Origin of the sequence: Ekhidna sp., assembly GCF_965212185.1 — a bacterium.
In the GTDB taxonomy this organism is placed as follows: Bacteria; Bacteroidota; Bacteroidia; order Cytophagales; family Cyclobacteriaceae; genus Ekhidna.
This window is the reverse complement of the sequence record NZ_OZ243102.1, coordinates 2,109,923-2,121,989: the sequence shown is the minus strand read 5'-3', so window position 1 is coordinate 2,121,989 and position 12,067 is coordinate 2,109,923. Positions and strand designations below refer to the sequence as shown.

Below are 12,067 nucleotides of genomic sequence, written 5' to 3'. Positions count from 1 at the left end.
CTAGTTGAGTTTGAAAGGAACGACCATCAAAAACTCAGGAATCTCAACGTTAAATAGTCGTCCATCCACAATTTTTTCCATGATATAATGTCCTTTCATTTTACCAATCCCAGACCTGAGATTGCATCCTGATACGTATTGATGAATCTCCCCAGGCTCTAATATGGGTTGTTTTCCTACTACACCGTCTCCATCCACTTCATGTTTGGGGTGAGCAGCATCTATAATGTCCCAGTGACGTGCTTTAAGTTGAACAGTATTATTGGAATTGTTTTCTATGGTGATTCGGTAGGTAAACACGAAATGTTCATTAGCCGGCTGAGAGTGCTCTGGCTGATAATTTGTTTCAACTGAAACTTTGATCCCTTTGGTTACTCCAGTAATCATTTCCTGGCGGACAATTTAATAGAATTTCAATTTAATTTACCAACTCAGGAATAAGATATTCGCATGAATGTAAAAATTGATGACAGTTGGATGCAGCCTTTAAACGCTGAATTTGAAAAGGAGTACTTTCAAAATCTTGTTTCATTTGTTAAGACAGAGTATAAAACCAAGCAAATATTTCCTCCAGGATCTCAGATTTTTAATGCCTTTAACCACTGCCCATTAGGAGATGTGAAAGTGGTTATTGTTGGGCAAGATCCTTATCATGGACCTGGTCAAGCAAACGGATTGTGTTTTTCAGTTGCTGATGGTATACGGCATCCACCATCACTTCAAAATATCTTCAAAGAGATTAAGGGTGATCTTGGAATAGATTCTCCTGAGAGCGGAAATCTAGAAAGATGGGCAGATCAAGGGGTACTTTTATTAAATGCAACACTTACTGTAGAAGCAAGGAAGGCAGGCTCGCATCAGAATAAGGGATGGGAGCAATTTACAGATGCCGTTTTACAGGTGGTTTCCAAAAAGAAGGAGAATGTTGTATTTATGTTGTGGGGCGCATATGCTCAAAAGAAAGGATCCATTGTGGATTCTGCTAGACATTTAATACTAAAAGCTCCACATCCATCCCCATTTTCTGCCCATTCAGGATTTTTTGGATGCAAACACTTTTCTCAAACCAACCAATACTTGGTTTCTAAGGGTCTTAGACCTATAAATTGGTAATTTTGTTAGATATAATATCAATATATCCTTGTCAAGGCGAATGACGATGATAGAGATTTACTAAAATGAAATTGATGAAATTGAGAATATTAGCGCTTATAATGATTTTAAGCGTAATTGTTGGGTGTAGAAAGGATGATGGAATAAGTGTTAATCTTGAAAATGAGGTGAATGAATTCATCTGGTTTGCAATGAGAGATTTCTATTATTGGGTAGATGAAGTAGAAGATCTTTCAAATGAAGAATATCCAACATATAATGCTTTATATACTTTCCTGAATGAGTATTCCGATCCGGAAGTACTTTTTGATGATCTCTTGGTAGAACAAGATCGATTTTCATGGATTGTGGATGATTTTGATGAGCTGGAAGCCACATTTCAAGGGGTATCGAAATCCTTTGGTTATGATTTGGGTTTGTTGAGGACGCAAAGTGGAAGCGATGATTTGATTGGATATATCAAATATATTGTCCCGGGGGGACCAGCAGAAGGTGCCGGTTTAAAAAGAGGTGATTTGTTCACTCATGTCAACGGAACGAAGCTGGATATTAATAACTACATTTCTATTCTCTTTGAAAGTGAAAGCTACACAATCACGTTAGCAGATATCGAGGGGAGTACAATCTCTCAGACGGACGAGCAGGTCACCTTAACAGCAATACAATTGGTTGAAAATCCAATTTTGAAGTCCGATGTGCTTGACACAGAGGGACAAAAAGTGGCCTATTTAATGTATAATCAATTCATTAATAACAATGACTATCATGAACAATTAAATAATGTATTCGGAGAATTTAAGGCAGCCGGAGTTTCTGATTTAGTCCTTGATCTTAGGTACAATGGGGGTGGCTCCTTAACTACTTCCAGAATATTAGCCTCTATGATTTACGGTGCGGCCACTGAGAATGATCTATTAGGAACAATTGTTTATAATCAAACGCTAGCCAATGCAGGGTTAAATGCCGATTTAACTTTTTTGGAAGAAGTTCCTGTTCTTGATGATAATGTCCAGACTTCATCTTACCCAATGAATCGCTTAGATGTAAATCGAGTATTCATACTTACAAGTGGAAGCAGTGCATCTGCATCTGAGTTTGTAATTGCTGGTTTACTACCGTATATGGATGTAACCTTGATCGGGACTACAACTGTAGGGAAGAATGTGGGATCTACTACATTATATGATTCTGAAGATTACCGAAAATCAGGCTCATTAAATCCCAATCATAAATACGCGATTCAACCTATCATTAGCCAGCTTGCTAATTCAGAGGGCTTTACAGATTACATCAATGGTTTGGAACCGAATATTGTCATTGACGAAAAGAATTTTTTAGGTGATTTTATGCCCCTTGGCGATCCTTCTGAACCATTATTGGCTGAGGCACTTGCCATTATTTCTGGTGTTGCTCGAATAAATAGAGTTACGGATAGTAGAATGGAGGTATTTAGTCATCGATCACCAATGAGTGATATTAAACAAACCATTTTAATCGATCATGAAATACCCCAGATCGTGAGAGAAAATATATTCTTAGCTGAATGAGCCACCATTTAGAGCACTTCTATAAATCCGACGAAGAAAAAAAGGCACTCATTCCTGGGTGCCTTGCTTTATTTTTCTTCTTAGCCCTCGGTACAGGCTTTTTCATTGGATTGTTTTTTCTGGTTCGCTGGATTTCCTGACTATTCAATTCCATCGAATAGTCTGCTCCATCTAATCTTGTTAATGAAACTTCCATTGGTGTTGTAAGACATCCAAATGAATGAGGCTTCTCCTACAATATTATCTTCTGGTACAAAACCCCAATACCTCGAGTCATCAGAAGCATGTCGGTTATCACCCATCATGAAGTAATAATCTTTATTGAAGGTATATTCTGTAACTTCTTCTCCATTGATTTTGAGCTTATCAATATCAATTTCTACGCTTTCATGCCCTTCATAGTTAGATATGGTTGTTCCATACATCGCCAAATTTTCCTCATTAACTTCGATGGACATTCCTCTTGCCGGTACAGTAAGTGGTCCAAAAAAGTCTCTGTTCCAAGGAAAATACCGGGCATCTGGAAAAATGTTTTGTTCAGATCTGTCTTCAGGAATTAACTGAAGTGTTACACTTTCCACAAATGGTAGTTTTTCAAACTCAGCTGCAACAGAAGCTGGCATTAAAACCGAATAACCTTCCGGATATCTTGTCACACTATTGTATGGATTGATATTCAGGTTCTCAAAAATTCGTTCACGAATGGATTCATTCGTGCGAACAAAGTATTCATGCTGCATCAGTGGTGGATTCTCTTGCTGTTCTCCATTGACAAAAATCTGAGTGGCCTTTATTTCTAGGGTTTCTCCTGCAATTGCAACACATCGCTTAATGTAATGCGTTTTCAAATCCATGGGATGATATTCACCACCCTTACGCTGATTGTAATGGTCATTTACGGGATAGTTGAAAACAACAACATCGTTTCTTTCTACTTCACCAAATGATGGCAGCCTGAGACTAGGTAATGCAACTCCTGGTATATAAGATGGGATTTCTGTACCCCAGATGGTTTGATGAGTTAGTGGGACTTGTAGTGGGGTTTGAGGTGTCCTTGGACCATATTCTGCTTTACTGACAAAAAGAAAATCTCCTACTAATAGTGATCGTTCCATTGATCCGGTTGGGATTACATACGCTTCCATGAAAATCCAACGAACGAAAGTGGCACAGAATACTGCGAATACGATTGCCTCAAACCATTCTTTCCCAAATGACTTTTTAGGCTTTGGCATCTCTGTAGCCTTACCTAAGTAAGTGGTGTCTATCCAAGCTATATAATTCATATAAATAGGAGCGAAGACCACCCCAAGAACCTGATCAAGGTATGTATACTTTCCATACGACTTCATTAAGTCTAAATGCATGGTCAAACCCACGAAAAAATTAATGACAGGTACAAAAAGAAGGACTACCCACCATTTAGGTCTTCCTACCAATTCCAGGTGTATGTAATAATTCAGTAATGGCACAAATCCTTTCCAGCCCTCTTTGCCTGCCTTTTCAAAAAACTTATAGTAGGCAGTTCCCTGTAAGACGTACCATAGAATGATGAACGTAATTACAAAGACAGGATTAAAATCATGAAAGTACATATAACTAGTTATCGTTTATAAAGTCAGACATTGTAAAAATTCCTTTTTTCGTATGTATCCATTCAGCCACTTTTATTACGCCTTCAGCAAAAACATTTCTATCATGTGCTGTATGGGTGATTTCAATGGATTCTAAAGGAGATGAATAGCTTACGGTATGAGTCCCGGGTACGTTTGGAATTCTTTCCGAAACTATTCCAAGTTTTTTATGGTCGGTAGATTGCTCATTTATCCAGCTACTTATAGATGGCTTTGATGAAATAATACCTTCTGCCAGAGTGATTGCCGTCCCACTGGGACTATCCTTCTTTTCGGTATGATGGATTTCTTTTAGGGCAGGTGTAAATGCTAAATGAGCCATTTTATGCGCCAGCCATTTGTTCATTTCGAAGAAAAGATTGACACCCACACTGAAATTTGAAGCATACAAGAAAGTACCGTTTTTCTTATTACACAGATCTTGAATCTTACCGAGATCATTGTTCCACCCGGTTGTTCCGGATATGACTGGGATTCCAGCATTAAGACAGTATGTTATGTTTTCAACAGCTGATTCTGGTTGAGTGAACTCAATCGCTATATCAACATTTGAATCTGAAATTAAATTAAGGTCTTGCTGTGATTTGATAATTGCAATTATGGAGTGTCCGGATTGCAATGCAAGCTGTTCAATGGCTTTCCCCATTTTTCCATAACCAATCAATGCAATTTTCATAAACTAAAATTTCAAAACAAATGAAACTCCGACAGCCTGCGAAAATAATGGAGTTGATTGAATTGAAGGTTCAATTCCTAAAGCAAGTCGATCATTTACTTTGAATTCATCCAGATGGGCAGATACATGGGCATCCACAATTTGAAGTAAATAGAACACGGACCCAACTATAATAAGTAGATCTCGATTCCTTCGAAAAGTATCTCTATTTCTTACAAGTGTACTTTCTGTACTAATTATATTTTGATAGGGGTTAGGCTGACCTTTAGCAGAAAGTAAGGCAGCATTTCGCAATCCATGATAGACTTTGTTATTGTAATTAATGAAGTGACCGAAGGTGATGATGCCAGTAAATACAAGCGGAACCTTCCAATATTGCTTATTGTAAACCTGGCCCATTCCTGGAAAAATAGCTGAAAGCAGAGCTGCACGTTCAGGATCAAGTTCAGATACTTCTTCAAACAGGTCAACATCATCGGTTGATTGTATGAAAGTTGAATCCTCTATTAGGGTTGGTCTATCCTGAGCGATTACGCATCCTAAATGCAAGGTGAAAGCAAAAACAAAAAGCAGTTTTTTCATCATCGGAAATTGCGTTACAAAGTTCGCGCCTAAAATCCGAAAATCGTGAAGATTTGGTTTAAATATCCAGAATATCCAGAATTCTATTTAAATCTTCAGTTGAAGTGTATGGTATTTTAATTTCTCCTTTATCCTGACCATTAGATTTGATGGCAATCTTTGAACCGAAATGACTTGAAAGCTTACTTTGTAATTTCTTGATTTCCGGATCAGCTTGAGAAGTTTGCTTTTCAGTTTTCTCCTCCTTTTTACCCTTTGATCTAACCAGTTCTTCAACTTTACGTACAGACAGATCATTTTTAATGATCTGATTGAAGATGTCAAGCTGAAGCGACACTTCATCAACAGAAATGAGTGCTCTGGCATGTCCCATACTTAGCCTTCCATCCCGTAGAGCAACTTGTATATCAGGTGGTAATTTCAAAAGTCGAAGATAATTGGTGACCGTACTTCTGTTTTTACCAACACGGTCACCAAGCTCTTCTTGCTTCAAGTTGCACTCTGCCAAGAGTCGTTGATAACTCAATGCAATCTCTATTGCATTTAAGTTCTCACGTTGAATGTTTTCTATGAGTGCCATTTCCAGCATTTGCTGGTCATCGGCGATTCGTATATATGCAGGAATGGTTTTTAACCCTGCCTTTTTGCATGCCTGAAGACGTCTTTCACCTGAGATGAGCTGAAATTCCTTCTCGCTAAGTGCTCGAACGGTAATTGGTTGAATAATGCCTTGAACTTTAATAGATTCAGCTAAATCATTTAAAGCATCTTCATCAAATTCTGTTCGAGGTTGCCATGGGTTGGTTTCTATTTTTGAGATTTCAATCTCACTAATAGCTCCTTTGGGAGTGGCTCCCGATCCGCTGATTTTTTCCTTCTCTCCTGAATCCTCCAGAAGGGCACCAAGTCCTCTTCCTAAACCGGATCTCTTCTTGAATTTACTCTCTGCCATGTTCTCTTCAGGCTGCTTTTACTTCGTTTCTTACTAATATTTCTTTGGCCAGATTAAGATAGCTGATAGATCCTTTGCTATCTGCATCATGGGTGATTGCTGGCATACCAAACCCTGGAGATTCACTCAATTTTATATTTCTTGGAATCATGGTTTCAAATACCAATGTTTCAAAGTGCATCTTCACTTCTTCAACTACCTGGTTTGCAAGATTAAGTCTTACATCATACATGGTTAAAAGTATTCCTTCAATTTCCAGATCTGGATTCAATCGTGTCTGAATAATCTTTATGGTATTCAAAAGCTTACCTAATCCCTCTAAGGCAAAGTATTCGCACTGCACTGGTACTATGACAGAATCAGACGCGGTTAATGCATTAATGGTAATAAGACCCAGTGATGGGGAGCAGTCTATAATTATGAAGTCATATTCGTCTCTAACTTCAACGAGTGCTTGCTTCATTTTTTCTTCACGCTCTTCAATATTCACCATTTCCACTTCAGCACCTACCAAATCAATGTGAGAGGGTATAAGGTCTAAAAATTTAATTTGGGTTTCAACGATGCTCTCTTTTGCGCTGGCTCCATCGACCATGCATTCATAAATACTCACTTCTACGTTTTTAGGATCAATCCCAACACCCGATGTTGCGTTTGCCTGGGGATCAGCATCTACAATTAGTGTTTTGAATTCAAGTGCAGCTAGACTTGCAGCGAGATTAATGGCTGATGTAGTCTTACCAACTCCTCCTTTTTGATTTGCAATAGAAATGATCTTACCCATATAATTTTCTTTTGAGATGTGATTTTAGGTAGTATAAAGAACACAAATATATCCAACCTACTCTCAAGATAATCATGTTGTGAATAACTTGTGTAAAAAAGAAAAACCTTGATTCATTTACGCTGAACCAAGGTTTTTAGTGTGGTTATCAACAATCTTATTTTTTCTTTTTCTTGTTCTTTTGTGCTTCCTGGCTAGCCTTCATGGCATCTTCCAGTCGAGTTTGGAATTTAGACTTCTTCTTATTGGCATTCTTTTTCTTGTTCTCCTGAAGCAAAGCGTGAATCTTATCTTCATCGATAATTTTTCTAAAAATGACGGTCTGTCCGAAAGTCACCATATTGGAAACAAAGTAATAAAAAGTAAGACCGGATGCATAGCTGTTCAAGACAAACAGGAACATGATAGGCATCATGTACTGTAGCGTTTTCATAGGACCCTGAACAGTGGTAATCTGACTATTACTCCAGGTATACAAGATAGTAGAGAGTGTCATCAGAAGCGTAAACAAACTCACGTGATCACCATAGAAAGGTATTTCAAACGGAAGATTTATCACACTGTCATAGGTTGATAAATCATGAGCCCACAAGAATGCTTGTTGTCTTAATTCTACAGCATTCGGGAAGAAGAAAAACAATGAGAACAAAATTGGCATTTGGAGCAACATAGGGATACATCCACTCACTGGATTAATGCCTACTTGCTGATATAATTTCATTTGCTCTTTCTGAGCTTTTTGCATGTCGCCATCATGCTTCGCTTTAATTTCATCAAGCTCAGGCTTCATGGCTCTCATCTTTGCCATAGACATATGAGATTTCCATGTAAGCGGAGCAAGAATTAGTCGTATAACAATTACGATCAGTAAAATAATAATCCCGTAATTGGAGATGAATCTTTCCAGAAAATGGAATATTGGAATGATTAAATACTTGTTGACTAAAGGTAGGGGACCCCAACCCATGTCTAAGTTTTCTTCAAAGTCTGGAGCTACTTTCTTAAGTACTCTGTAGTTATTTGGCCCAAAGAAATACTTCGCTTTAAAATTGCTTGCAAAATCTGAGTAAGGTATCAGCAATTGCATGGAAAGGTTTTTTACCGAAGTGGTATCACCAAAATCGACAGTCTGACTTACATATCCTGATTTGAAAGCTTCGTTAGCTATAATTCCAGCGGTGAAGAACTTTTGTTTAAAAGACACCCATTTGATCTGACTATCTAATGTTTCATCTTCAAAATCAGTAGATCTTTCAGCTAATTCATCATAATCTTCATTTGCAAGTAGATAGCGAACGTTGCTATTATACCTGCCATCTTCAAGATTATTTTCAGCCCTGTTAATGGCGTGATTCCAATTGAATTGTATGTCTGATGGATTCAGTACTGTGTTTAGGTTTTTTGACTCAACACTGTATGCAACCTGGAATCCTGAAGGTGGAAGTAAATATTTTTGAATGATCGAGAAACTTCCGTTGGAAAGCACATACGATATTTGAGTAGTGTCACCAAAGGTTTTGATTGTCGGTACAAAAGAGAGGTCTGAAAGATTGATCATTTTGCCATTGTGATCTATCATCATCTCTGATCTGGATTTTGATCCATCTACCAAAACCAAAGGGTTGCCTAAGTAATCCTTATGATTTTTAAGAATAACTTCTTTAATTCGTCCACCTTTATTGGAAAATGAAATGAGAATCTCCTCATTTTCAATCGTTTTTTCAGTTTCTCCTCCATCTGCAGCAAATGCGAAAGCTCCAAATTGCTGTGTGATTAATGAGGCCTGAATTGAATCTGGTATCGTCGGAAGAATAAAAGTACTGTCTACAGGCGCTGCTTCTTCAATAGTTTCGGAAACTGGCTCCTCTTGAGTAGATAACTCCTCAATGGGAGGTTCAGGTGCAAACCATGTAAAGTAAACCGCCAATAAAGCGAACATTAGGATTAGTCCTATAAATTGATTTCTGTCCATTTATTTTGAATTATACTTCTTGACTTTTCTTAAGATCAAGAGATGCTTTAACAAATTTCACAAAAAGAGGGTGCGGATCCATTACCGTGGATTTTAACTCAGGATGATACTGAGTTCCAACAAACCATGGGTGGTCTTTTATTTCCATTATCTCTACGAGATTCGTTTCAGGATTGATTCCTGACGCAATCATTCCACCATTTTCGTATTCTTCCAAATACTTGTTATTGAATTCGTATCTATGCCGGTGACGCTCCATGATCTTCTTTGATCCGTAAGCTGCATAAGCTTTGCTTCCTTTTTTGAGCTCGCAAACATAAGCCCCAAGACGCATGGTTCCACCCATATCTTTGATGTTTTTCTGACTTCCCATCAAATCTATTACCGGGTAGGAGGTCTTTGCCATCTCAGTACTATTGGCTTTTTTCTTACCAAGTACGTTTCTTCCAAATTCTATTACCGCGCATTGCATGCCTAAACAAATTCCGAAAAATGGAATTTTATTTTCCCTGGCATATTGAACTGCATATATTTTTCCTTCAATACCTCGCTCACCAAAACCCGGTGCAACCAAAATGCCATCTAGCCCTCTTAGTTCTTTCTCCACATTATCTCCATCCAGTTCTTCAGCATGCACCCACTTAAGATTCACTTTGCACTCATTGGAGGCTCCTGCATGAATGAATGCCTCAGCTATAGATTTATATGCATCTTGCAATTCTACATACTTACCTATAAGTCCGATGTTTACAGAGTCCGTCGGGTTTTTTAAACGACCTAAGAACTCTTTCCATTTGATGATTTTTGGTTCCTTCTTGTAGGGCATCTTGAACTTGGTGAGTACTCGCTCATCAAGTTTTTCTTTCCGCATCAAGATTGGAACGTCATATATTGTAGGTGCGTCCAACGCCTCTATGACAGAATTGATTGGTACGTTGCAGAAAAGCGCTAACTTTTTTCTAATCTCCTGAGTGATAGAGTATTCAGAGCGACAAACAAGGATATCTGGTTGGATTCCAGCTTCTAAAAGCTCTTTAACAGAATGTTGTGTAGGCTTTGTTTTTAACTCTCCTGAGGCCTTGAGGTAAGGGATCAAGGTTAGATGAATGGAGATACTATTCGTTGGTCCAAGCTCGAATTTGGCCTGACGCACAGCTTCAATAAATGGTAAAGACTCGATATCCCCCACACATCCACCTATTTCTGTAATCACTACATCGTACTTTCCTGTTTCACCAAGTCTGTAAATGTTGTCTTTGATTTCATCAGTGATGTGCGGAATTACCTGTACGGTTTTACCTAAAAACTCGCCCTGACGCTCCTTCTGAATAACGTTGTAATAGATTCTTCCTGTTGTAACATTATTAGCCTGAGAAGTTTCTATACTGAGAAATCGCTCGTAATGTCCTAAGTCCAGGTCTGTTTCTGCTCCATCATTGGTTACATAGCATTCGCCATGCTCGTATGGATTAAGGGTGCCCGGATCAATATTGATGTACGGGTCGAATTTCTGAATGGTTACGGATAATCCCCTGGCTTGCAGCAATTTACCAAGAGAAGCTGCGATAATTCCCTTTCCGAGGGATGATGTTACACCGCCCGTAACAAAGATGTATTTCGTTTTAGACATGAAGCGCTTTTACCTATTTCTTGTTACGGGATGCAAAGTTAGCTTTTTATTCTTTTCCAGAACGGATTATTTGAAAGGAATACGATAAGAAATTGAAGCACCAAAATATCCCAGCGGTTCCACATCAATAAATTCACCAGGTAGTTTAACTGGTATGCTGTAGGTATAGCTGAATAAGAAGTACAAACGGTTCGTAGATAAAGATATTGGAATAGTAAATGCGTAATTAAGAACACCAAATTCATTGCTGTCAACATATTCAGTTACTTCGTATCCTTGTGTTGCAATTTGAAATAATGCAGCTTGATCTTCAGCTGATAAGTCAGCCGAATTTCGCAGATCACTCAATAACTGATTTCGGGTTTGTTCTGTAATGACACCATTTCTATAAGCTTTCAATATCATTAGACCTACTTGTTTTTTCTGCTCTTCGTTGAGCATGGAAAATGTTGTTAATCGTTGAATGCGTTCTGCATTACGATCGCTGATTTGTCGGTTTGTTATTCTTAGCTGAGTAATATCACTGTTCCCTGCCATCATATTGACTGTCGGGTAGAGGGTAATGGTTTTAAATACCCACCATTTACCAAGATTAATTTTCCCTGATAGGTTAGTAATTATTCTGTTGGCCGTTTCATCACCAAAAAGGAATGAATAGTCAACAGAAGTAAATCCCCACTTAAAGTCATAACTTATAGAACCACCAATCGAGTATGTCAAAGGATTTTCAGAGGAATCTTTGGGATTATAAAACCATTTCTCTGTATCGATGGAATAGCCCCATTTTGGATTATCAAAGTTTCCTAGATATCCTGCGGAGAGTACGGTAGGATTGTAATTAGGTTCTATGCCACTATTCCAGTAACCTGCTAAATCACCATAAAGTCCAGATTTGTGATAGTATGAAATACCAGGTGAAATACCTGACTGGCTAATATTATAATCCCTACCTGCACTTGTCACATTGGTTGTAAATCCAAAACGAACATTTAGCTCACTTTGGGGAGTAAAATCCAATGCAAAAAGGCTATCAATAAGATTAAAAATGGACAATGAATCCATTTCCTCTTCTATTATCTTTAATTGCTCTTCATAACTAAGTGCATCTTGTGAAAAAGAGGGGATAGTTATGAGTAGCACCAATATGGTGGCTATTCGACGCATCAGGTAGGGTAGG

Annotated in this window: 11 protein-coding genes; 2 read left to right on the top strand and 9 right to left on the bottom strand. The window is 38.2% G+C overall.

Going from position 1 to position 12,067, the window contains the following annotated elements:
• Positions 1 to 387 (bottom strand): Co2+/Mg2+ efflux protein ApaG, encoded by a 387-nt coding sequence (gene apaG / locus ACOMC3_RS09225; RefSeq protein WP_420319257.1) that lies wholly within the window; start codon positions 385 to 387, stop codon positions 1 to 3.
• Positions 388 to 450: 63 nt separating this feature from the next.
• Between apaG and ung the strand changes: the two genes are divergently transcribed.
• Positions 451 to 1,113 (top strand): uracil-DNA glycosylase, encoded by a 663-nt coding sequence (gene ung / locus ACOMC3_RS09220; RefSeq protein ID WP_420319256.1) that lies wholly within the window; start codon positions 451 to 453, stop codon positions 1,111 to 1,113.
• Between the two features lie 74 nt (positions 1,114 to 1,187).
• A complete protein-coding gene (locus ACOMC3_RS09215; protein ID WP_420319255.1) occupies positions 1,188 to 2,660 on the top strand; it encodes a S41 family peptidase in 1,473 nt (490 codons plus the stop codon).
• Between the two features lie 140 nt (positions 2,661 to 2,800).
• Here the strand turns inward: ACOMC3_RS09215 and lepB are convergent, their stop codons facing one another.
• The 8 genes from lepB to ACOMC3_RS09175 form a co-directional block, all read right to left on the bottom strand.
• A complete protein-coding gene (lepB, locus tag ACOMC3_RS09210) occupies positions 2,801 to 4,255 on the bottom strand; it encodes a signal peptidase I (RefSeq protein WP_420319254.1) in 1,455 nt (484 codons plus the stop codon).
• A 4-nt stretch (positions 4,256 to 4,259) separates the two neighbouring features.
• On the bottom strand, positions 4,260 to 4,970 hold the full coding sequence (gene dapB, locus ACOMC3_RS09205; protein ID WP_420319253.1) for a 4-hydroxy-tetrahydrodipicolinate reductase: 711 nt from the start codon (positions 4,968 to 4,970) through the stop codon (positions 4,260 to 4,262).
• A gap of 3 nt (positions 4,971 to 4,973) precedes the next feature.
• A complete protein-coding gene (locus ACOMC3_RS09200; protein WP_420319252.1) occupies positions 4,974 to 5,555 on the bottom strand; it encodes a DUF5683 domain-containing protein in 582 nt (193 codons plus the stop codon).
• A gap of 55 nt (positions 5,556 to 5,610) precedes the next feature.
• Entirely contained in the window at positions 5,611 to 6,504 is an 894-nt protein-coding gene (locus ACOMC3_RS09195) for a ParB/RepB/Spo0J family partition protein (protein WP_420319251.1), read from the bottom strand.
• 7 nt (positions 6,505 to 6,511) lie between these two features.
• Positions 6,512 to 7,288, bottom strand: a complete 777-nt coding sequence (locus tag ACOMC3_RS09190) for a ParA family protein (RefSeq protein WP_420319250.1) — start codon at positions 7,286 to 7,288, stop codon at positions 6,512 to 6,514.
• Between the two features lie 157 nt (positions 7,289 to 7,445).
• Positions 7,446 to 9,260: a membrane protein insertase YidC gene (gene yidC / locus ACOMC3_RS09185; RefSeq protein ID WP_420319249.1), complete on the bottom strand. Its 1,815-nt coding sequence runs from the start codon at positions 9,258 to 9,260 to the stop codon at positions 7,446 to 7,448.
• Between the two features lie 10 nt (positions 9,261 to 9,270).
• Positions 9,271 to 10,890, bottom strand: coding sequence for a CTP synthase (locus tag ACOMC3_RS09180; RefSeq protein ID WP_420319248.1), 1,620 nt, complete (start codon positions 10,888 to 10,890; stop codon positions 9,271 to 9,273).
• Positions 10,891 to 10,956: 66 nt separating this feature from the next.
• Complete coding sequence (locus tag ACOMC3_RS09175; protein ID WP_420319247.1) at positions 10,957 to 12,054, bottom strand: hypothetical protein; 1,098 nt, start codon at positions 12,052 to 12,054, stop codon at positions 10,957 to 10,959.
• Positions 12,055 to 12,067: the final 13 nt, after the last annotated feature.

Excerpts from the sequence above, each read along its gene's own strand:
- apaG (WP_420319257.1), bottom strand. The coding sequence starts at position 387 with ATGATTACTGGAGTAACCAAAGGGATCAAAGTTTCAGTTGAAACAAAT.
- ung (WP_420319256.1), top strand. The coding sequence starts at position 451 with ATGAATGTAAAAATTGATGACAGTTGGATGCAGCCTTTAAACGCTGAA.
- ACOMC3_RS09215 (WP_420319255.1), top strand. The coding sequence starts at position 1,188 with ATGAAATTGAGAATATTAGCGCTTATAATGATTTTAAGCGTAATTGTT.
- lepB (WP_420319254.1), bottom strand. The coding sequence starts at position 4,255 with ATGTACTTTCATGATTTTAATCCTGTCTTTGTAATTACGTTCATCATT.
- dapB (WP_420319253.1), bottom strand. The coding sequence starts at position 4,970 with ATGAAAATTGCATTGATTGGTTATGGAAAAATGGGGAAAGCCATTGAA.
- ACOMC3_RS09200 (WP_420319252.1), bottom strand. The coding sequence starts at position 5,555 with ATGATGAAAAAACTGCTTTTTGTTTTTGCTTTCACCTTGCATTTAGGA.
- ACOMC3_RS09195 (WP_420319251.1), bottom strand. The coding sequence starts at position 6,504 with ATGGCAGAGAGTAAATTCAAGAAGAGATCCGGTTTAGGAAGAGGACTT.
- ACOMC3_RS09190 (WP_420319250.1), bottom strand. The coding sequence starts at position 7,288 with ATGGGTAAGATCATTTCTATTGCAAATCAAAAAGGAGGAGTTGGTAAG.
- yidC (WP_420319249.1), bottom strand. The coding sequence starts at position 9,260 with ATGGACAGAAATCAATTTATAGGACTAATCCTAATGTTCGCTTTATTG.
- ACOMC3_RS09180 (WP_420319248.1), bottom strand. The coding sequence starts at position 10,890 with ATGTCTAAAACGAAATACATCTTTGTTACGGGCGGTGTAACATCATCC.
- ACOMC3_RS09175 (WP_420319247.1), bottom strand. The coding sequence starts at position 12,054 with ATGCGTCGAATAGCCACCATATTGGTGCTACTCATAACTATCCCCTCT.